Consider the following 21,528-nt stretch of genomic DNA (forward strand, 5'->3'; position numbering starts at 1 on the left):
GAAGGCCCCGCAGAGACCACTCTGCGGGGCCTTTACTATTTGCACAACATTTTCACAAAGTTTTACAAAAAAACGCCGCATTTCCCGGATCTAGTGTTCTGGACAACCTCTCTTCTCGCGGGCGTAACTTATGCTTTTACTTATCGGTCTTATCAGTGCTGCAGCAGTCAGCGGAATCGTCGGTTATATCGACGAACTTGGCCCGGACGGCATTCCTCAGGAGGACGGCGGACCTGGCGAAGTGATGCGGGGGACTGACGATGATGACTTCATTACCGGGTCAAACCAAGATGATTTGCTGGCTGGGTTAGGTGACAACGACCAATTGGTTGGAGAGGCAGGAAATGACACCCTGAAGGGCGGTGCCGGAGATGATAACCTGTTGGGGTTCGACGGAAATGACAGCCTGTCTGGCTCAGATGGGAATGACTCTTTGTTTGGTCAAGCCGGGAATGACACTCTGTTTGGCGGCAACAATAACGACACATTGAATGGTGGTTCAGGAGATGACGCGCTGGGTGGCAGTCTGGGTCGCGACCTGTTGCAGGGCGAGTCGGGTGACGATTTCTTAAACGGCGGATACGGGCAAGATACACTGGAAGGCGGAAGTGGCAGCGATTCACTGCAAGGGCACGTCGGACGAGATATCCTGTCAGGGGAAGACGGAGAAGATCAGCTATCTGGCGGCGCAGATTCGGATATCTTGGATGGCGGAAATGACTCAGATATTCTGCTTGGAGATCAGGGCAATGACATCCTGCGCGGCGGTACAGGGAATGACACCTTGGACGGAGGCACAGGCCAAGAGATCCTAGAAGGTGGCGCCGGTTCTGACACCTTGTTAGGTGGGGATGGTGCTGACCTGTTAGTGGGTGGAACCGCGTTTGCGGATGGCACGTCATTATCGGATTTGATCGGCCTGAGATCAAATCTTGATGCAGGGATCAGCTCCACTTCACCCAACGCCCCATCACAATTCGTCGACGATGGTGAGGCAGATCATTTAGACGCGGGTGCCGGCGACGACATCATCGTTGCTGGTGACAATGATATCATTCTGACCGGAGATGGCGCTGATGACATCATTGTGCTGGATGGAATCGGTGATAACGCCGCCGTTATTGAGGATTTCAACGCTGCGATAGATGAAATCCTATATTATCAAAATGCCAACGACCCCGAACCAGACTTTGCGTTGGCCGCCAATGATGATGGGTCTCAAACCTTGTTCGCGGACGGTCAACCGTTTGTGGTGATCAAGGGAAGCACCGCTAGCTTGACAAACATCCGCGCGGTTATTCAAGCCGCGTAATACTTAAAAGAAACTCAGTTGGTCACCCGCTTGTTTCGGCAATGCAAATAGATCGGTTCGTAAAGACGGTGTGTTTGTTGCAAACCCTAACCGTTTTACAGCGGTGGCAAATCTTTGTGCGATGATACGCGCATAAGGCCCCTCGCCGCGCATACGATGCCCCCATCTAGGGTCATAGTCACGGCCCCCATGCATCTCTCGCAAACGGGACATCACTTTGTTCGCGCGCCCCGGCTCGTGCTCTGCAAGCCAATCTTGCCAAAGTTGGGAGATTTCGCGCGGTAGACGCAGCATGATCCAACTGGCTGCATCCGCACCAGCGGATCGACCGGCCGCCAACAACGCCTCTAATTCATGATCAGTCAGTCCGGGGATCACAGGCGAGGTCATCACCCGCACCGGAATGCCCGCACTGCTCAGACGTTCTATCATTTGAAGCCGTCGCACAGGCGACGGGGCTCTTGGCTCCAACTTTCGACTTAAACTGGGATCTAGCGTCGTCAACGATACCCCGACACGCGCAAGACCACGTTCGGCCATCAGGGCCAGAATATCGATATCGCGCTCGATCAACGCCCCTTTAGTGACAATCGCGACGGGATGACTAAATTCGGCCAGAACCTCAAGACAAGCGCGCGCAATGCCGCGTTCCTTTTCGGCGGGTTGGTAGGCATCGGTATTGGTTCCAATCGCAATGGGCGCCACCTTATACCGCTTTGATGTCAATTCTTTACGCAAGACATCCGCAGCATTGGAACGTGCAACCAATTGCGTTTCAAAATCCAAACCCGGTGACAACCCAAGATAGGCGTGGCTAGGTCGCGCGAAACAGTAAGCGCATCCATGTTCGCACCCACGATACGGATTGATAGAGCGATCAAATGGTAAATCTGGGGAGGTATTGTACGTAATAAGCGTACGCGCCTGTTCGTCTCTTACCTGAGTGCGAAAGGCCCCGCGTGATTCTGGTATGTCCCACCCATCCCAAATTTCGCGTCGGGCCAGATCAAAGCGGCCAGATTCATTTGTGGTGACGCCACGGGCCTTACGCCGGTCCAAAGCCAAAGAGAGTTCTACATTCATACCTAAACATAGAACAAAAAGTGAACACATGCAATCTCGGCAAGATCATTCTGCATATTTCTCATTATCAATGTAGGAAATTCCACCCTATAGGTCGGTTGCAGAACCGCCAATGTCGCAATCGACGCAGTCGAAATCCGACCAACACGCAAAAAAGAAAACAACGGCCAATATCGGGGAATCCCCGTCCAGCGTAAGGAATACCACCATGTCGGAAGAAGAAGACATCATCCTGTCGGAACTCGACGACGAAGAACTGGTCCAACAGATGTTCGACGACCTTTATGACGGTCTCAAAGAAGAGATTGAAGAAGGCGTCAACATCTTGCTCGAACGCGAGTGGGCCCCCTATGACGTACTGACCAAAGCGCTTGTGGGCGGCATGACCATCGTTGGTGCCGATTTCCGCGACGGGATTCTGTTCGTTCCAGAGGTTCTTCTTGCTGCAAACGCAATGAAAGGTGGCATGGCTATCCTCAAGCCACTGCTGGCAGCCACAGGCGCGCCACGCGTTGGTAAAATGGTAATCGGCACCGTCAAAGGTGACATTCACGATATCGGCAAGAACCTAGTTTCCATGATGATGGAAGGCGCTGGTTTCGAAGTTGTAGATCTGGGCATCAACAACCCTGTCGAAAACTATCTTGAAGCGTTGCAGAATGAAGAGCCTGACATTCTGGGCATGTCCGCCCTGCTGACGACCACCATGCCTTACATGAAAGTGGTCATCGATACGCTGGTCGAACAAGGCATTCGTGATGACTATATCGTGCTGGTCGGTGGTGCGCCCCTGAACGAAGAGTTCGGCAAAGCCATTGGTGCCGACGCCTATTGCCGAGACGCTGCGGTCGCAGTGGAAACGGCCAAGGATTTTGTTGGCCGCAAGCACAACCAAATGAGCGCCTGATCCGATGGTCAGACGCAGCAAATCGGCCCGCCCGCAAAGGCGGGCCGTTTTGCCTCCTACCGGGCATTCATTAGATGATCAAAGCCTGACAGAGACCGGCCTTGCCGCGCCGGAAAAGAAAGTTGGCCGCATACTTTTGATAGCCTGTGGTGCGCTCGCGCGCGAAATCTTGACGGTGAAAACACGCAATGGGTGGGATTATATGGATCTGACCTGTTTACCCGCGATTCTGCATATCCATCCTGAAAAAATCACCCAAGCGGTGCGGGAAGCGGTGGAGAAACATCGTGAGGTCTACGACCATATTTATGTTGTTTACGCTGATTGCGGCACGGGCGGTCTGCTCGAGGTGGCCTGTAAGGATCTTGGAGTTGAGATGGTCAAAGGTCCTCATTGCTATTCATTTTTTGAAGGCAATGATGTGTTCGATGCTCGAAAAGAGGATGAAACGACGGCGTTCTATCTGACGGATTTTCTTGCGCGCCAATTTGATGCATTCATCTGGAAACCCATGGGTTTAGACCGACACCCTGAATTGAGTGACATGTACTTTGGGAACTATACAAAGGTAGTTTATCAGGCCCAGCTAGATGACCCAGACCTCACAGCGCGTGCGAAAAACTGCGCAGACAAAATGGGTTTGGCTTTTGAGCGCCGGTTCACTGGGTATGGGGATCTGGAAACCACGATGGCGCAATGGGCGCGTACAGCGCCCACAGGTGGTACCCCCAAGAAATCGGATTGAAACGTAGTGTGCCTGACCAGCCTTTTGTCACCCGTTTGCTGCCAGGTTTTCTGTGGCAACTTGCTGAATGCGCTCAATCATCGAGCGAAGCCCGTTAGAGCGTTGCGCGGACAAATGGTCATTCAAACCCAGGCGCGCCAATTCACCACGTGCATCCGTTTTCGTAACGTCCAGAACAGATAGATCGTTATAAAGAGACCGCAAAACAGCAATCAGCCCCTGAACAATCATGGCGTCACTTTCACCATCAAATCGAAACACTCCGTCTTCGACAATGGGGTGCAACCAGACCTGACTGGCACATCCATGCACTTTAGTGGCAGGAACTTTCAGGGCCTCGTCCAACGGCGTCAGGGCCTTGCCCTGTTCGATAACGTAGCGATAGCGATCTTCCCAATCTTCCAGGAATTCAAAATCCTCGACGATCGCTTCGAATGCGGGGCTTGCCATGAATTTTCCTCTCAGAACGCGTTAGGTGTGACCTAAGCCTCTGACTGGGGCCTGTCCAGCCCTGCGATGCCTTTTCAATAGGGACAGGATGCGCTAACCGATAGACAGGAAAGTTTAAAATCGGCAGGGTCCTTATGCGCAAACCTCTGACAGTTCTTTTGACAGCCAGCCTGTTGCTATCTGCCTGTGGCGGGTGGAGCACTTCTCGGGTTAACCCTACCAATTGGTTTGGCAGCAGCAGCTCAACGCCCGTCCCTGCGACTGAGGGTACAACCGTTGCAGCAAACCCTCTGCTCCCGGCCAATGCTGACCGAAAAGGCGTTTTTTCACGCCCCGATCAAGTAGATAAAAGCGTTCCAATTCAAACAATCAGCGCATTGTCTGTGGAACCGACAACAACCGGGGCAATCCTGAGGGTAACAGGGTTAGCCTCCCGTCAGGGCGCCTATAATACCCACCTTAAACTTGACCTGTCTGAGGAAAATATCGCCAACGGGACACTCAGCTACACATTCCGCGTGGTTTACCCCAATGAGCCGACCCCTCAGGGGTCTGAGCGAACACGCACCATCACAGAAGCCGTCAGCCTGTCCAACAAAGACCTGGAAGGCATCAAACTTATCCGTGTTATTGGCGAATTAAACGTGCGTGAAACGCGTCGCCGTTGAGCGACGCGTCTTAAGCGAAGCACATGCGCTTGCTAAAGGGTTACAACTTTTACAGTTTGCCCTTTGGCGGCCAATGCAATCTTGCCATCGCACAGACGTAATGCATCTTCGCCAAACACTTCATACCGCCAGCCGGACAAAGCTGGCACATTGCGCTCACCCGCAGCGATCTGATCCAGATCTGAACTGGGTGCAATCAGTTTAGCAGCCACGCCCGCGCTTTCGGTTTTAGATTTCAATAGCACCCGCAACAGATCAGCCAAAGCGGGATTCACCTGAAGTTTTTCACGCGATTTATCTACCTTCGGATGCTTTTCCGGAGGGCAGTCAATGCCCCGTTGCACAGCCGCAAGAATACCCTCGGCAATCACGCCTTTCCTGGCCTCGCGTAGCAATAGCCGAGACCCACCCAAATCCGATATTGTGCGCGGTTTGGTCGAGGCCAGCTCGACCAATGCATCATCTTTGATAACGCGATTGCGGGGCACATTGTTTGTCTGAGCATGCGTTTCGCGAAATTGAGCAAGCTCTTTCACGACTGCAAGGAACTTACCCGAATTCGTACGCGTTTTAACGCGCTTCCATGCTTCTTCGGGCTGAATGTCATAGGTGGCTGGATTGGTCAGAATCTGCAGCTCTTCTGCAACCCAATGACTGCGCCCTGTCTTAGCTAATTCGGCCGCCAAGTATTCATAGATCTGACGCAGATAGGTGACGTCAGCCAGGGCATAGGTTTGTTGGGCCTGTGTCAACGGGCGACGCGTCCAATCCGTAAACCTAGAGGTCTTGTCCAAACCTTGTTTACAGATCTTTCGCACCAGCGTTTCATATCCGGCCTGTTCACCAAACCCGCAAACCATGGCAGCCACTTGGGTGTCAAACAAGGGTGTTGGAAACACACCGGATTCGACCCAAAAAATTTCGAGATCCTGTCGCGCAGCATGAAACACTTTGACGACATTTGGATTACGAAACAAATCCAACAATGGATCCAGCGACAGCCCCTCGACCAGCGGATCAACCAAAACGGCGCTATCTTCGCTATCTGAGGGGTACGCAAGCTGCACCAGACAAAGTTTGGAATAATAGGTCCGTTCCCGTAGGAATTCTGTGTCAACGGTAACATAGGGATGGGCGGCAGCCTGTTCGCAGAATGCTGCCAGCTCTTGCGTCGTGGTGAGGGTTTTCATTCAGGTTTGGCTTCTTGTTTTTGTTATTGATCAATCCGCCAATTGTTGGCGTGTCCGGTCATGCATGCAACCATAGGCCGATGTTGGACGCACTGCAAATCGCGGGTGTATTCTAACATGTGACACTTTCTAGCTCAGGAGTATCGGTGTTCGATCCCCTTGTGCAAACCGGCGCAAAACCGCCGGGTAAAGCAGGTGTTCTTTTTTAAGAACCCGAGCTGCCAGAAGGTCAGGCGTATCTTCTGGCAATACATCTACAGTTGCTTGCCCCAAGATCGGACCATCATCCAATGCGGCAGTCACTTCGTGCACAGTACAGCCATGATGTGCATCACCAGCCTCTAACGCGCGTGCATGGGTATGCAGGCCTTTGTATTTGGGCAGCAGTGAAGGATGGATGTTCAGCATCCGGCCCTGAAACTGGGTTACAAAATCTCCGGTTAACACCCGCATGAACCCAGCCAGACACACGATATCAGGCTCAGCTGCCATCAAAGGCTTAATCAATTCCGCCTCGAACGTAGCGCGATCGCCTTTGAAGGGGCGATGATCCACTGCAGCGGTTGTTATGCCTCGTACCGCGGCTTTCTTGAGGCCACCGGCCTCAGCATCATTGGACATGACTAGACAGGCACGTGCAGGGTGATCGCCAGTCATACTGTCCAGCAGCGCGACCATATTGGAGCCGCCACCGGACAGAAGTATTGCAACCTTTTTGTGGCTCACAACAGCGCGCCTGTATACTCAACACCCGGCGTGCCTGTCACGACACCCAAGCGAGAGACCGTCTCGCCCTGCTCACTCAGCAATGCGGTTAACTCATCTGCCTGATCCGCAGCACACACAACAATCATGCCAATGCCACAGTTAAACGTTTTCAGCATTTCAGCTTCAACAATACCGCCTGTTTCCGCCATCCAACGGAAAACGGCCGGCAATTCCCAGCTGCTCAAATCAATCGAGGCACCTAAGCTGTCAGGCAGAACACGTGGCAAGTTTTCAGTCAAACCACCGCCCGTGATATGAGCCAGCGCATGAACGCCCCCTGCCCGCACGGCAGACAGAACGGATTTTACGTACAAACGAGTTGGCGTCAGCAAATCCTGTCCCACAGTTCCCTCGCCAAAGGGGCTTTGCGAATCCCAATCGAGACCCGAAACCTCTACAAGGCGCCGGACGAGGGAATAGCCATTTGAATGCACACCGTCACTTGCAAGGCCAAGAAGAACGTCCCCTTCCTGCACCCCTGCGGGCAAGGCGTTTCCGCGCTCCATGGCCCCGACAGAGAAGCCGGCAAGATCAAAATCGCCCTCGGGATACATGCCCGGCATTTCAGCCGTTTCACCACCGATCAGGGCACAGCCGGATTTCTCACACCCTGTCGCAATGCCTTCGATGATCCGGGCTGCAATTTCTGTTTCCAACTTTCCAGTCGCGAAATAATCAAGGAAAAACAGAGGCTCAGCGCCCTGACAGACCAAGTCATTTACACACATTGCAACAAGGTCGATCCCGACCCCGTCCACATTTCCAGTATCAATGGCAATCCGCAACTTGGTGCCGACACCATCCGTCGCGCCTACCAAAATGGGGTCATTATATCCTGCGGCCTTTAGATCGAAGAGCGCTCCAAAGCCACCCAATCCGCTCATCACGCCCGAGCGATTAGTGCGTTTTGCCGCCGGCTTGATCCGATCGACCAAAGCGTTGCCCGCATCAATATCTACCCCAGCCTCGGCGTAGGTCATGCCGTTTTTGCCCGCTGTCATTGGTCCATCCTCATCATTGCTTTCGCGCGAATTATTCGATTGTGGCATCGTATGCAACGGTCAGGCTTGACGCGGGCGCGGATCATGGTACGGAAGGGACAAAGACGGGCCTGTAGCTCAATTGGTTAGAGCAGAGCGCTCATAACGCTTTGGTTGCGGGTTCAAGTCCTGCCGGGCCTACCAAATTTCCGTCTTTTGCTATTCACTGTGCACTATTGATCTGCAACTAGTGCAACTCAGAATTTTGAGTTTCAATGAGATGCACACAAGGGTCCCTCGGATCTTAAACTTTCGCAAAAAAGCGCAGATGACAACCATAGGATTCGCTTAGTGGTGCAACAATCCGCGTGGATACTCCTTAAAATCCGCGCCCGTTTCTGCTGTGTGAATGACCGCCCTGCCAAAAACTTTACTACGGCCGTCTCACACACTGAAGAAACAGATTTAAGCGGCGTGGATCACTGTCGAGCCATTGACGGATAGAGCATTGCCAAGCTGCGTCCCGAAAGCTTGGATCGATCCAGAGACGGGCTAGAAATCGCCACCAACTGGCAAACGGGGTCGACAGCAGAAATTTAGTGACGCCGCCATTCAAACTTGTCTGACGTAGGAAACCCTCTGGTTGGCATGTTGTTTTGCCAACCAGCTGCGGTCGTCTAGAGATAGCGGCGGCTGGTCGGGATGGACAGGGAGTTCCGGTTTTTAGTAACTTATTTCGAAACTGGATCGGAAACCATTGAAGAATCCGCACCGAAACGGACCCTCCCATGGTTTGCAGGCAAACTACAGCCAGAAAGTGGATGCACTGCCTGACACTACTCAGCCAACTACTGAGGACGAGAGACTTTGAAAGAAAGATCGCGAATAATCAAATTCGCCTCTTTGTCCTCTAACAAGATAGGGTTCTTGGCGTACCAGTGTCTGTGATAAACGGGGAATTCCCTCTGGGAAAAAGGTGAGAACGCCCTGCAACAGGATTATTACTAAATGGCCCATCAGCATCAGGCTGGCGCTGGTATCGTATAGCACGCTATCCTCTTCTCAAGTATTTCCTGAAACAGACCTATAAAGAAGCTTACAACTTTTGAGGATAGGTCCACACAAGGTTGGGGACGTCATTCATGAATAGCCCAACCGGCTCTCCAAGCGGGTTTTTTCGTCTTTCCAAGCAACATTCAACATTTGCTCTAACTGGCGTAAATTAGAAGACCCCGACTGCAGTTCATCTTCCAGCTGACCAAGCAATCGTGAGACAGCATCACACCCCAGAACCGAAGCAGATCCTGCACATTTGTGTGCTCGGGTCGCAAGTGCAACGCGATCAGTTTGCATCTTAGTGGAGTTTGAGAGCGTGGAAGTTACCTGATCCATGCTTGTAATGAATTCAATTACAAGATCACGAGCAGCTTCAGGACCTTTGCGGGCTTTTATAGCTTCCAAAACGCTTTCAATCCCTCGATCGGACCGTGCTTCCACACCTTTTCCGACACCTGCATGTGTCTCGATTGCTCGCAGTAACACTTCAGCGGTCAGTGGTTTGACAACAGTTTCCGAAATACCCGCATTCCGAAACCGGTCCTTATCTTGCGGGAGCGCATGGGCCGTCAAAGCCAGAATTGGTGTAGTACAGTTGGGACCTGACCCGTTGCGAATAATGCCGGTCGCCTCGACGCCATCTAATTCAGGCATGCTGATATCCATCAATATCAGGTCATACGCGTATTCATTTGCCATGCGGACACCTTCGACACCGTCCTGGGCGACGTCAGGAGAGTGGCCCGCCTGTTCAAGCATATCTATGGCTACTAGGCGGTTAATCTCGTTGTCTTCAACGACCAGAATTCTGACCGGAGTAACCGCGGACCTTTTTTGCGAAGCCTTGATTTCGTCAGCCCTCTTAGAGCGCTTATCCTCTTCAAAGAGGTTACGCTGCCCAATTGGCAACCTTATCCAAAAGATGCTGCCAACCCCCAACTCACTTTCCAAACCAATCGTGCCACCCATCGCCGTTACAATGCGTCGGGAGATCCCAAGGCCAAGACCGCTTCCTTCAGCCATCCGGCCATAGCTTGTATCCAGGGTTCGAAAATCCTCGAAAATTGTATCGTAATGCTCAGATGCAATTCCAATACCGGTATCGGTCACGCGGAATTCTACGGTTTCACCATCTGACAGCTGATCACAATCAACAGATATTGCACCGTTTTTCGTGAACTTATTCGCGTTGGCAACAAGGTTCAGAACAACTTGCAAAAGTTTAACCCTGTCGACCCAAATTCGATCAGGTGCGTGGTTCACATCGTAGATAATAGTGTTGCTGTTTGCTTTGAATGCGGGGCGCTGGCTCTCGACCAACTCTTCCAAGAAAGCTGAGGGTTCAAGTTCCGCATTTTCAATTTGCATAAAACCGGAATCTGCCCGTGACATGCTCAGTACGCCGTTCACATGATGCAAAAGTAGGTTGGCCGATGTCTCCATGCCTGAAAGATACTTACTTTGCGTGGTGTTCAGTCCTGTTCCCCCCAATAGCTCCATCGTGCCAATCAACCCATTCAGGGGAGTACGCATTTCATGGCTCATAACAGCGATTAGGTCTGCTTTTGCTTTTTCTCCCGCAACCGCCTTGTCGCGCGTTTCAATCAGTTCTTTCTCGACCTCAACACGACTGGAAATATCCCGAAGGTAGGACACAAAAATCGCTTTTCCATTGGCGGTCGCCGACGAGATGGACAATTCTACCGGAAACACCGAACCATCTTTGCGTTTGGCTTCCAATAACAACAGACCCTTCCCAACAACATGATGCTCGCCGGTTTCGCGAAATCTCGCCATCCCGGCTTCGTGTACATTTTGCAAGTGTTCGGGAATGACCAATTTGCTCATCAATTGACCAATGGCTTCTTGTCGCGTGTAGCCAAAGATCCGTTCAGCAGCACCATTGTAATCAAGAATGTGCCCATCTGTATTGATAGTAAGGATGCCGTCGATCGATGTAGAGATGACTTCCTGAATATGGTTGCGAGATTCCGCAGCTGCAGATTCAGCGCGAACGCTACGCTGCACAAGTTTAAGCAGAAATAAGACCACAACAAAGATTATGATTACGAGAGCCAAAGTCAGAAAGGCGATCCGACTAAGCAGGGTTCCAACTGAAGCTCTATGCGTATCGGCCCCTTCTGCGAACTCGCGTACCCCAGCCAGTGAGAATCGTCGTGCGTCTTGTGCGATGTTATGTAGCTCTTCATCGATTTCGGGCAATCGTTTGCGTATTTGCTCCTCATCGCCATCAAAAACAGGGGAGAAGGTATCCAAAAAGTCAGTCAGAGACTTCAGAGCATTTTGTGCGTTCGCTTCCCTACGAAGGCCTGCGAATTGCTGGCCATAGGCGATTGTGACGACCCTGCTGTAAAAGATATCGAAACGGTTCCGAAGCTCTTTAAGTGCGATGCCCTCGTCATTCATTGCCTCTAGAACCGCAAACTGCAAACGCCTGAGATCAACTTCTGTTTGGGCAAGAGACCATTGCGTCGTATCTGCTGTGGCCGTCGCCTGATCGTCAATCTCTTGACGCAGGCTGCCTGCGACCACAAAGATCATGACTGCAATAAATGCAATTGCTGTTGCGGACGCCAGCAAACCAGCGCCCTGAATCCCTCGGATTGGAAAAGTGGAAAGGCTTTTTAACAAGTTTAGAACACGCCTTTGATAAGAGGGAGCGGGGGGCAAATCTATTCGCTCACCACAATCCTATCAAGTTGCCATATACTACGGGAATACACAATTTCAGTCCGAAATTTGGCATCGGAATCATAAGGGTAAACAAGCCACAGAGGCCCCTTTTCACGAATGGACATACGCTCGTCATTTTTAAGGTACGCAATTATCGGGCCATCAAACAATGCTTCTGAAACCGGGATCTCGACTGCGTAGTCATTTACAGCCGTAGCTTTTAGAACCCCTGCTTTAAGATCCAACGAAGACACAAACATTGCGAGGGGCACGCCTGTGAATGTCTGTTCTCCCTCGGTCCAGGGCGTAGTCGTGGAAAAGGTTATTTCTCCAATCCGGCGGAGCTCTTCCAGCTCGAACTCAACCGTAGCTTCAGAACCAGAAGCCACAGGGAGGCCGGAAACAGTCAATATGGTTTCACTGGCTACCGTCGAAATCGCAGAAAGGAAGAGGAGCGTTAAGGCTGCTGTACATTGAGTTACAAATCCCATTGGTCTTCCTCGAGCCTGATTAATGATGTCGCTGAACGTGCCAGAAACATTCGCGCAGGTCACAGACGCATACGGTGGTTCGAGCTATACTTTAGTATAGGTGCTAAGGCGAATTCGCCGGACATGCCCCCATTTGGCCAGCAGTATAGAAAAATCGTGCCTGCTAAACCGTTATTGAACGCAAAAATCTTTAACGACTCTAACGAGTGCAAATTGGAGTAGGACCGGCTATGCATACTCAAGACATTGAAACCCCACCGTTTACGTATTCTCAAGCGGTACAAACAGGTAAATTGACGATGCGGGTACTTATTGCCGATGATCATGATCTCGTTCGCGAAGCGATCGCTTCGTTATTGGTGCAAGAAGGCATCGAAAATGTTGAAACCGTCTCCGATCTCAGTGAAGCAATCACGCGTGTGAACGAGACCGGTACGTTTGATCTTGTGCTCCTCGATTACAAGATGCCTGGCATGAATGGCCTTGAAGGGCTGACCAAAATGAAGGTTGCCAATGACGGCAAACCTGTTGCCCTTTTGTCCGGCAACATGTCCCGGGCTGCGGTTCAGGACGCCATCGATCAAGGCGCTGCAGGGTATGTTCCTAAAACGATGTCCTCCATGTCCCTGAGCAACGCAGTAAAGTTCATGATCGCAGGGGAAACCTTTGCCCCTTACAATTTCATGCAAGAACCCGATTCAGCAGTCGGTAACTTAAGTACCCGCGAAACCGAGGTCCTCCGCGGTTTGTGCGATGGTCTGTCAAACAAAGAGATTGCCCGTGATCTGGATTTGCAGGAGGCGACGATTAAGCTGCACGTCAAGACATTGTGCCGGAAACTAGAAGCCCGGAACCGAACCCATGCAGCCATGATCGCAAGGGATCAAAACCTCTTGTGACTTAGTCCAAGGTCAGTGATCCCATTTTGATCAATGCTAGGATCGCCTTGTGCTGCAAAAGTACTTAGTAGGCCCCTTGACCGCCAAGCACGGCGCCAACGGTGCGCAAAAGGATACGAACGTCGGTCAGCACCGAAACCTGTCGAACATACTCCAGATCCAAGGCAATCATTTCGTCAAATCCGATCTCAGCGCGACCCGATACCTGCCACAAGCCCGTAATCCCAGGCAAGACTTCGTGCCGTTGATGAGCGTATTCTGGGTATTGGGCAACTTCGCAGGTCAAGGCGGGACGTGGCCCAACGAATGACATATCACCCTTGAATACGTTGATAGCCTGAGGCAACTCATCCAATGACCAGCGGCGTAGAAACCGGCCCAATGGTGTTACGCGGGGGTCTCGTTTTACTTTGAGGCATATCCCTTCGCGGTCACTGAGTTGCGCGACTTCATCGCGTCGACTTTCCGCATCTGTGTACATCGACCTGAATTTGTACATTTCAAAGGTTTTTCCCCCCAATCCTACGCGCGTCTGAACAAAGAATGCCGGTCCACGCGATGTTGTTATGACTGCCAAAGCGACAAGAGCCAGGACTGGCACTAATATTGGAAGGGCGATCAAACAAAACCCGATGTCCATAAACCTCTTAAGGCTCCAGACTAGAAACTTTGGTTTTGAACAGGCAGAGTTCACGGTCATCATAACCATTGGGAAACCTCCATACGGGAAAACTCAGGTACGAACAGCCAGCCAGGGATCACTCGGCAGGGCATTTCTCATCACTGCGACGGTGCCATTGGCCGGCAAATTGTCGAGCTGCTCGACAAGACCCAAAACTGCTGCATGATTGTCGCTGGGCGTGAGATAACAAACGCCGACATCAGCATTTGACAGGATGAACTGGGCGGATAGGCAGTCCAGCATTCCGCCGGTTGAAACGATAACAACGTCAAATGATTTTGCAGCGCGTTTAAGTGCTGACTGGACCATTCGTGCGGATACATCGCTGTCTCCCACTTGATCAGCAGACCCCTTGCCAACAGTCGACAGTCCCGGAATACCGCTCGTGGAACGCGGCTTGATGCCGGCTCCAAGCAACAAATCGCTCCATCCTGCGGGTTCGATTTCCTGGTTCGACGTTGTTATATCTGCGTCAATGAACAGAACCTTCATGCGAGCGCGTGAAAAGCTCTCAGCGAGGGCACGCGCGCAATCCAAGCCGCCCCCGGAATGAAGACTGGTTACCGCGATAACTGGGGCAGTCCCCACCAATCTTGGCTTTCTAAGGCTTTGCAATTGTAATTCATTGCGCAACAGATCCGCAGCATGAGAGTCATCAGCGGAAGCGTCTGTAACCTGACGGATGGGCAGCTGTCCGTTGACTGACAAAAGACTTTCAGCATACCGAACACGCCGCTCACGCAGTCCAAGCACCAGCATAGTAACCAGCGCAATGACAAGGCCACAGGCAAAACCAGTCACCATCATTAGCTTTCGTGTATCTTCCGCCGGCTTGATCGGGCGCGAGGGTGGCGACATCACAACTGCATACCCCGGAAGCGCGCGCCCAAACTCAAGCCGGATAACCTCTAGGGCCCTGCGCGTTTCTTCTAAAAGCCTTTCCGCAGCGGAAATTTCTGTTTCGATCCCATCCAGATCGATACGGCGACGATTGAGATCTCTGGCTTCACCACGCGCTTTGCCCAATTGCCCAGATACCTTTTCGAGCAGAAATCTGATCTCAGCAAGCGTGGTGTCCTCGCCGGTATTACTTGCAGCGGTCAGGGCACCGGTCTGGCCCAACACGCGAATTTGATCTCGGCGATTGGATATTGCCTGTTCAATGACAGCGATCTCATCGATTTTTGAATCGACCTTACGCTGAAACCTCAGGTTGGTTTGGTCGCGATATCCGGCGCGCAGGCCTGCAAGCTCGCTTTTAAGTTTTGCACGCTCAAAGCTAAGATCGGCCATAGCGCGATCCAACAAAGTGGCACGCATGATTTCTTGATCTGAGGTATCCGCCGAAGAAGCAACATCCTCTGTTTCAAGAGCTGCGAGTGTTGCAGCAACTTCTGATTTACGGGCGGCCAATGCATCGACTTGAGCGATCTTTTCGATATGCGCCTTGGCCAAAGCATTCAGTCCGAACTCTCCTCCTGTTTCGAGTTGGTTCATGCGCAAGCCCGCAAGACGTTCAATGAGATCCTCTTCACGTGAGCGCAGTTCGGACAATCGCACGGACGTACGAACTTCTTCGGCTTCGGACTTTAGCGCCAGATAAGACGCAATAACCGCCTCAAGTTTTTGACTCGCAAAAGCTCTATCCCTGCTAAGCGTCGTTAAAACAATAAGGCTGTCGGATCGTTTGATATTCACCGAACGCGCCATGTCAGTCCCGGTCAACCCATCAGCCAAATCAGGTCGCGTGACCGACAATTCCTGCACTGAACGTTCCATGACTGGGTGTGAAGCGACATAGGTCGCTTCCGCTTTCACAAAGCTCGAAAAAATCTTGAGAACCGAGTCTTCGCCCGTCGAATAGAGGATGTTCGATTCTTGCGGGAAAACGCGCAGAATCGCTTGTGAATTATAGAGTTGGCTCCCAGAAAAGTAACCTAGCCCCGCAAAGGCGGGCGACAAGATCGCGCCAAGGGCAATCGTTTTAAACCATCTCCCCCGCATCGCTCGAGCGACAGAAGCAAATGGATTTGCCTGAACCGGTTCTTCGGCAACGGCGGCCTGAGACTCAAAAACATCGTCAGAATTGATTGCAGCTACGTGGACCATCGCGTCACCCGGCAGAACGGGTCGTCAGATCCCGTTCCCACAAATCATCATTAGCCACTGATCCTGCATTCCGTACCAAAGAAAGGCGGGCCCAGGCGTTTACGAAGGCGTAAACAATGATCGGAAGCGCCTTGGAAGGGTTTCGAAATGCGCGCATGGCTACCGTACCAGGGCTACCCCTCTCGGGGCTTGGAAGGCCAAGCTTTGTAAGGGCACGGGTGCCACGCAAACTGCGTCGCCGTACAGAAATCAAGCTACCGATTGTCTTTGGTGCGCGTGCCATGAACCGGCATTCAGGAACAAAGGCAATCTCTTCGCTCGGGAAACTGCGACGAATGTATTCATCGTCAGCAATGACGTTGGGAAGGGGAAAAACCCGCCTGGCGGCTTTAGCGGAAAGAACAAAGAGGCCGCCGAATTTCCCTTTGTCAAAATAGGGGTTCGTGCGCCAACCTTTGTAGTAAGCGCGTACAACTGAAGAAGTATCACCTGTTTGAACATCCATTTGCCCGCAGGCCGCATGTATTGAACTGTCGCGCAGCGCCTTGATAAGTGCCGTCAAACTTTCAAAAGTCACATCTAGATCAGCGTCGAGACAAATGATTGGTTTGTCCTTGCTGGCTATTTGGTACCCAAGATTGAGTGCATTGCATTTACCCGGCATGTCGGTCTCAATGACAGTTGCTTCGGGCTGCGCTGATAAGACCTTGGTTGCTGTCGCATCCGTACACGCATTCGCAATGACGACAATGTGGAACCTGTTCAATGGCAACCCGCGCGACATGTGCTGCAAGGTGCGCCCAATGACTGCCGCTTCGTTATACGCAGGAATGAGAATGGTAGCGTCGATCATGGCGAAGTTGCCTGGTTCTGGAAACCCATCGCCGTCTCAAGTGATGGGTCGGCCCACACAAAATCGCGAATGACATCAATGAGCGGGTCCAGCTCGGTTGGCACAATCTCTCCATCGCTTTGAATACTGCAAGCTTCCTGAGACACTGCGAAGTCCAGAGCACGGTGCAAGGCCTCTTGGTCCTGGACAACGGTCACGTTTGACAGTCGGGACATCTCTATTGCGGTATCCTGCTGGTGATCGTTCCGGTGCTCGTTGAAACACGCTCGTCGTGGCAAAAGAATGACCGGTTTACCAAGCTCAGCAGCCGTCAAGATCGTGCCCATGCCAGCGTGGGCTACAATGAGAGATGCGGCTTCAAAGTGACGGCGGAAGGCGCTGACGCCCAACGTGGGAGTGGTGTCGATGTGAGATATCCTGGCCTTGCTCAAACCACATTGCGCAAAAACTTGAGTGTTTGGATTGCGCTCGGCCCAGCTGTCCAAACCTGTTAAAAGGCGATCAAATGGTAACTGCGTGCCAACGGTAGCGAAAATCATGACATTGCCCTAACTTTGGTTTGGATTTCAGATGACCGCGCCGCGATATTCAGCACCAGTTTTTGCAGCCACGCCTGGCCATTGCGACAAGACATGATCAGCCACATTCAGGGCCAATCGGGCAGAAACAGACAGATTCCGCGCGTTTGCAATTGAGTCTATGAACATCGTCCGTGCGCCAAAAACCCGCCCGATCCGGATCGCAAGGAACCCACCTGCAGCACCTGTTGAAACGATCACGTCCGGGCGTACACGCAGAACGATCCAAGCCAATGTCAGGGCGCAGATCAAGAGGCGCAAAGGCGTGTCTTTGTTGGCATCAGGAAAGACGTGAAAATTACGCGTGCCTACTTGCTCAGACGCAGTTTCGTCGGTCGTTGCGTAGTGCACTTCGGCACCGGAAAAAGCGGGAGCCAGTCGTTGCATTTGCGTCCAGTGACCGCCGCTAGAGGAAACAGCGAGAACGACAGGTGCGGTTTTCTTTCTTCCAAACATTTTGGGTTTCCCTCATTTCAGATAATTCGATCTGAAATCAGGATACCCCCAATTAAATCATTGATGTTAATGTGGAAAAGTCTTGCCCACGGTCACAAAGGGGACGCGTAGCTATCCGAAAGTAGTAGGTCGGATCCATTTGGCTCATGCACGACTGACCTATAGAGCGTGACCAACCTGTCTGCTTTGTGATCCCAAAGACCTTCACGCAAAACTTTGCTGCGCGCGCCAGCGCCAAGCTGAGTTCGGATCGCAGGATTGCTCGCCAATACATGCAACGATTCTGCGATATCACGTGCATATGTATCAGGGTCGCTGACAGGAATACGAATACCAGATGCCTCATCAATGATCCAACTTGGACCACCTCGGTCCGCCGTGACTGTGGGCAAGCCATGACGCATAGCTTCGTACAGAACACCCCCAGCCGGTTCGCGAAACGACGGGAAACAAAAAACATCATGCGAGGCATAAAGCGCTTCGACGTCTTTTCGTGCGATCCTGCCTAGAAAATTCACCCGCTCCTGGACACCTAAGCGCGCAGCCTCAGCTCGACAGAGGTCTATCTCCTCCCCTGCCCCTGCGCTGGTCAATGTGATACCTGGCAAATTCTTGAGATGCGCCAATGCCCGCACAGTATCGCGCAGGCCCTTGGTTCGCACAGCGCGCCCGACATGGAGAACACGTAACTGGCCCACCACGCGTTGACGCTGCTGTATGGGTTCAATGTTATCAATACCCAATTCCAAAACTGGTTCAAATCGCTGCAACGGAATGTCTTTCAAGACGTCTCGGACGTAAGGCGCAACCCCTAATACACAGGCAGCCCGTTTATAGGTCTCGCGCAAAAACGGGTCATACTTGAAGCGAAAACGATCCAACTTCCGCAAACGGGTAAAGAGCGGGGCGCTGGCTGCTTCGGACTGAAAACTTGCGGGCGTATCCAATGCCCCTCCGAGGGGACCAACTAGGTATGGAATTAGAAAATGGCGCAAGGGTGATGCATAGCGGGCGGCTTGCGGCATCAACTGATGGGCAAGATCGAACTGCATGCCCCCCTTAAGCGCAGCTCGAAGCCAATGGCGAACACAGTGGGAAAAATATGGCCAGGCCGGTTTCAGCATGGCATTGATCCGCTCGTTTTTGCGCGCCCAGGCTGGCTCTGCCCATGTTACCACGTGAGCCAATGGCAATTGGGTTTGCAAATCGGGACGCCCCGGTCTTTGAAATGCCAGAACGGTCAATTCCACCCGTTCGGACAAGGCCTTGGCCCACTTATACGCCACAAAAGCTTCACCGACGTCGGTGGCGTCAATATTCGGTGCAATCAGCAGTACTCTCATGAACCTATCGCCCTTTCCCGTGCAGGCCATGCCCTAGGAAGGTCTACAACAACGCGTGAAAAGTGGCGCGCCCGATCTTTAGCGCCGGGGCGATCCAAGGTGCTGAGACATGCCCAAAAAACGGCGCGCGAAACATTGTGCGCCGCCAACAACAGGTAACAGATTACGCCCGCGAACAGGCCACCGTGTTTCAGATGTAACCTTGTTGTTCCTTCTGTCATCAGCACATCGCGGTTATGGTTCAGTTTTCCCGCAGATCCATTACCAAAGTGTGTGATTTCTGGAATGGGTGAAAAGACGACGTTCCAACCGTGTCCCCTGAAACGACGGCACCAATCAGTTTCTTCACCATAGAAGAAAAACGCTTCGTCCAATAAACCGACTTGCTGCATCGCTGAATGTCGCACGAACATAGCTGCCCCGGAAATTACGTCCACATGGCGTTCCGAACTACGGTTCCAACCGGTCATTCGATACCGATCAAATTGACGAAACCGCGTGAGTCCAGCCGTTTGCATGGCAAGGTTGCTCAGGCTGGGAAAAGCGCTGCAAGAGGGTTGTATAGTTCCGTCGGAATTGAGAACCCGCGGCCCCATGATACCGGCACTCGGATGGGCGTCCATCCAGCTGATAGCCGTTTCCAATACTGACCCATGCACCAGTGTGTCAGTATTCAGCAACATTACATAGCGTCCACAGGCCCTTTGCAGTGCCACGTTATTGCCCCCTGCAAACCCTAGGTTTTCTCTGTTTTCAATCAACTTCACCCATGGAAACTCGGTCTGAACCATCAAGGGTGACCCGTCATCCGAGGCGTTGTCTACAACGAAGACCTCTGCCTGCAACTTGCCCAACCCAAGTTCAACCGAAGACAGGCAATCACGCAGGAGATCTTGAGTGTTCCAGTTTACAATAACAATAGACAGATCCATGGGGTTTCCTGTGCAATGACTGGTTAAAAAAGACGCGCCGGACGCGCAGCGAGCAACGTGACAGGACGATGCCTTTTGGTTCGGTGTTCTCTGGGCGAAGTATCCAGCATCCAGGCACCTGTCCCGATCAGGAAAAAGAAAAGAACAAACAGAGCATTCCAAAGATGCACAGTGGCTGCCGCGACACTGATGCCAAACAAGGTAAAGGCCCACGCGTGCCGTGCTCTTCTCCAAGCAGGTGAGAAATTCGGCATTTGCCCTACCGCCCAAACAATCCCGAACAGCAAACCAACCTGTAGGAACAAGGCTGGCAGACCATACCGCACAGCTGTCACCAACCAAAAGTTGTCCATGCTATCAGACATCCATACCGGACGGATCCAGTCGCCCAAGCCAATGCCGAACAAAGGGTGTCGCGCGACCTCAGCGGTTCCGTATTCAAAGATGAGAATCCGGTTATAGGCCGACTCTTTGGAAAAGGTGAGATACTCAACAAAGACATGAAATGGTGTGCGATTAGACAAAAGGTCGATGCCGAAATAGACTATAGCAAAGAACGAAAACAACGCAGCCCACCGCCCTTGGACAGCCCCCAACACCCGCTCCCATGTACAAACAAACATCTGTGCCATGAGCACAACATACGGGCCGCCAGAAGCAGACATGAACGTGGCCAGCCCGACGCCAGCGACCTTGGATAAGTTACCGAATTTAGACAGTTTTCGCTCAGCTATGACAAAGTAAGCCAAAGAGAACGCAGAGGCAGAAAACACACCATAGAGAATGGGGTGATCAAAGGGGCCAAAGGTGCGTTCGATCCCCATGCGCGGTTCGATGTAGGCAGCTTTGGGGCCTCCAAATACCGCCGCAAGACTATCGTGCAGGATGTGATTGCCAGTCAGAGCTTCGGGCACGGTAAACACCAGAGTTGCAAGGACAAGCCCAACATAAGCCCGCGTCATGGCAGCAAAATCTTCGTACGATCGAATGTATAGCCGTCCCATCAGATAAGCGCCCGCACATTCAATCACATAGATCCCGCCGGATTCAATTCCTTGCGCAAGCCCACCCCACTTGATCAAAGCAAGCAACGCCCAACCGCAATGCGCCAGAACGAGACCATCAAAGATGTGCATTCGACCACGCTGGTTGGATAGAAGTTGCGACAACATCGGAACGAACATGACCAACAGAACCAACCTGTATGCTGATAAGCGTAACCCGCCTAAGTTTAGCGACACCGCTGTGGGCAACATTATTGCGAACAGAAAACAGGCAACGGGGACCGGCACCCCAAACACGGTTCTGGATTTTGTGCGGGCTAATGTCATA

Annotated in this window: 20 protein-coding genes, 1 tRNA gene and 1 pseudogene; 7 read left to right on the forward strand and 15 right to left on the reverse strand. The window is 52.1% G+C overall.

Translation table 11 applies throughout. From position 1 onward, the window contains the following. Positions 1–130 precede the first annotated feature (130 nt). A complete protein-coding gene (locus ABWV33_RS12795) occupies positions 131–1,312 on the forward strand; it encodes a calcium-binding protein (RefSeq protein WP_353331208.1) in 1,182 nt (393 codons plus the stop codon). A 3-nt stretch (positions 1,313–1,315) separates the two neighbouring features. On the opposite strand, the gene ABWV33_RS12800 is transcribed toward ABWV33_RS12795, so the two are convergent. Next, a complete protein-coding gene (locus ABWV33_RS12800) occupies positions 1,316–2,395 on the reverse strand; it encodes a PA0069 family radical SAM protein (protein WP_353331210.1) in 1,080 nt (359 codons plus the stop codon). Positions 2,396–2,603: 208 nt separating this feature from the next. Between ABWV33_RS12800 and ABWV33_RS12805 the strand changes: the two genes are divergently transcribed. Together ABWV33_RS12805 and ABWV33_RS12810 are read left to right on the forward strand one after the other, a co-directional pair. Next, complete coding sequence (locus ABWV33_RS12805; RefSeq protein WP_113824726.1) at positions 2,604–3,302, forward strand: cobalamin B12-binding domain-containing protein; 699 nt, start codon at positions 2,604–2,606, stop codon at positions 3,300–3,302. A gap of 4 nt (positions 3,303–3,306) precedes the next feature. Beyond that, entirely contained in the window at positions 3,307–4,047 is a 741-nt protein-coding gene (locus tag ABWV33_RS12810) for a DUF1638 domain-containing protein (protein WP_353331213.1), read from the forward strand. 27 nt (positions 4,048–4,074) lie between these two features. On the opposite strand, the gene ABWV33_RS12815 is transcribed toward ABWV33_RS12810, so the two are convergent. Continuing rightward, positions 4,075–4,497 (reverse strand): SufE family protein, encoded by a 423-nt coding sequence (locus ABWV33_RS12815; RefSeq protein WP_353331215.1) that lies wholly within the window; start codon positions 4,495–4,497, stop codon positions 4,075–4,077. 134 nt (positions 4,498–4,631) lie between these two features. Here ABWV33_RS12815 and ABWV33_RS12820 point away from each other — a divergent pair, with 134 nt between their 5' ends. Next, positions 4,632–5,165, forward strand: coding sequence for a hypothetical protein (locus ABWV33_RS12820; RefSeq protein WP_353331217.1), 534 nt, complete (start codon positions 4,632–4,634; stop codon positions 5,163–5,165). 32 nt (positions 5,166–5,197) lie between these two features. On the opposite strand, the gene rnd is transcribed toward ABWV33_RS12820, so the two are convergent. The 3 genes from rnd to purM form a co-directional block, all read right to left on the reverse strand. Further along, complete coding sequence (gene rnd / locus ABWV33_RS12825; protein ID WP_353331219.1) at positions 5,198–6,355, reverse strand: ribonuclease D; 1,158 nt, start codon at positions 6,353–6,355, stop codon at positions 5,198–5,200. 129 nt (positions 6,356–6,484) lie between these two features. Continuing rightward, a complete protein-coding gene (gene purN / locus ABWV33_RS12830) occupies positions 6,485–7,081 on the reverse strand; it encodes a phosphoribosylglycinamide formyltransferase (protein ID WP_353331221.1) in 597 nt (198 codons plus the stop codon). Then, positions 7,078–8,124, reverse strand: a complete 1,047-nt coding sequence (purM, locus tag ABWV33_RS12835; protein WP_353331223.1) for a phosphoribosylformylglycinamidine cyclo-ligase — start codon at positions 8,122–8,124, stop codon at positions 7,078–7,080. The genes purN and purM overlap by 4 nt, the downstream gene beginning before the upstream one ends. A gap of 106 nt (positions 8,125–8,230) precedes the next feature. On the opposite strand from purM, the gene ABWV33_RS12840 reads away from it, so the two are divergent. Both ABWV33_RS12840 and ABWV33_RS22430 read left to right on the forward strand, forming a co-directional pair. Further along, positions 8,231–8,307, forward strand: a tRNA-Ile gene (locus ABWV33_RS12840). A gap of 328 nt (positions 8,308–8,635) precedes the next feature. Beyond that, positions 8,636–8,731, forward strand: a pseudogene (locus ABWV33_RS22430) (IS5/IS1182 family transposase); the annotation flags it as partial. Positions 8,732–9,243: 512 nt separating this feature from the next. Here the strand turns inward: ABWV33_RS22430 and ABWV33_RS12850 are convergent. After that, positions 9,244–11,760 carry a PAS domain-containing hybrid sensor histidine kinase/response regulator gene (locus tag ABWV33_RS12850; RefSeq protein ID WP_353331225.1) on the reverse strand — a complete coding sequence of 839 codons (2,517 nt, stop codon included), beginning with the start codon at positions 11,758–11,760 and terminating at the stop codon, positions 9,244–9,246. A 92-nt stretch (positions 11,761–11,852) separates the two neighbouring features. Continuing rightward, a complete protein-coding gene (locus ABWV33_RS12855; RefSeq protein ID WP_353331227.1) occupies positions 11,853–12,344 on the reverse strand; it encodes a putative pterin-binding protein in 492 nt (163 codons plus the stop codon). Positions 12,345–12,643: 299 nt separating this feature from the next. Between ABWV33_RS12855 and ABWV33_RS12860 the strand changes: the two genes are divergently transcribed. Continuing rightward, complete coding sequence (locus ABWV33_RS12860) at positions 12,644–13,243, forward strand: response regulator transcription factor (RefSeq protein WP_174217194.1); 600 nt, start codon at positions 12,644–12,646, stop codon at positions 13,241–13,243. A 64-nt stretch (positions 13,244–13,307) separates the two neighbouring features. On the opposite strand, the gene ABWV33_RS12865 is transcribed toward ABWV33_RS12860, so the two are convergent. The 8 genes from ABWV33_RS12865 to ABWV33_RS12900 all read right to left on the reverse strand — a co-directional run bounded on the left by ABWV33_RS12865 (position 13,308) and on the right by ABWV33_RS12900 (position 21,527). Continuing rightward, positions 13,308–13,952 carry a sugar transferase gene (locus ABWV33_RS12865; protein WP_215193674.1) on the reverse strand — a complete coding sequence of 215 codons (645 nt, stop codon included), beginning with the start codon at positions 13,950–13,952 and terminating at the stop codon, positions 13,308–13,310. Between the two features lie 24 nt (positions 13,953–13,976). Beyond that, the gene (locus ABWV33_RS12870) at positions 13,977–16,034 is read right to left on the reverse strand and encodes a hypothetical protein (RefSeq protein WP_353331229.1); all 2,058 of its coding nucleotides are present in this window, start codon (positions 16,032–16,034) and stop codon (positions 13,977–13,979) included. A 4-nt stretch (positions 16,035–16,038) separates the two neighbouring features. Then, positions 16,039–16,887, reverse strand: coding sequence for a glycosyltransferase family 2 protein (locus ABWV33_RS12875; protein WP_353331231.1), 849 nt, complete (start codon positions 16,885–16,887; stop codon positions 16,039–16,041). Further along, positions 16,884–17,426, reverse strand: a complete 543-nt coding sequence (locus tag ABWV33_RS12880) for a glycosyltransferase (protein WP_353331233.1) — start codon at positions 17,424–17,426, stop codon at positions 16,884–16,886. Before ABWV33_RS12880 ends, ABWV33_RS12875 begins: the two co-directional genes overlap by 4 nt. A 27-nt stretch (positions 17,427–17,453) precedes the next feature. Next, on the reverse strand, positions 17,454–17,921 hold the full coding sequence (locus ABWV33_RS12885) for a UDP-N-acetylglucosamine--LPS N-acetylglucosamine transferase (RefSeq protein ID WP_353331235.1): 468 nt from the start codon (positions 17,919–17,921) through the stop codon (positions 17,454–17,456). A 92-nt stretch (positions 17,922–18,013) separates the two neighbouring features. Next, complete coding sequence (locus ABWV33_RS12890) at positions 18,014–19,264, reverse strand: glycosyltransferase family 4 protein (protein WP_353331237.1); 1,251 nt, start codon at positions 19,262–19,264, stop codon at positions 18,014–18,016. Beyond that, on the reverse strand, positions 19,261–20,196 hold the full coding sequence (locus tag ABWV33_RS12895; protein ID WP_353331239.1) for a glycosyltransferase family 2 protein: 936 nt from the start codon (positions 20,194–20,196) through the stop codon (positions 19,261–19,263). Before ABWV33_RS12895 ends, ABWV33_RS12890 begins: the two co-directional genes overlap by 4 nt. Positions 20,197–20,219: 23 nt before the next feature. Further along, on the reverse strand, positions 20,220–21,527 hold the full coding sequence (locus ABWV33_RS12900) for an O-antigen ligase family protein (protein WP_353331241.1): 1,308 nt from the start codon (positions 21,525–21,527) through the stop codon (positions 20,220–20,222). Between the last annotated feature and the right edge of the window lies 1 nt (position 21,528).

The sequence above is a fragment of the Phaeobacter sp. NW0010-22 genome, assembly GCF_040365955.1.
In the GTDB taxonomy this organism is placed as follows: Bacteria; Pseudomonadota; Alphaproteobacteria; order Rhodobacterales; family Rhodobacteraceae; genus OMPR01.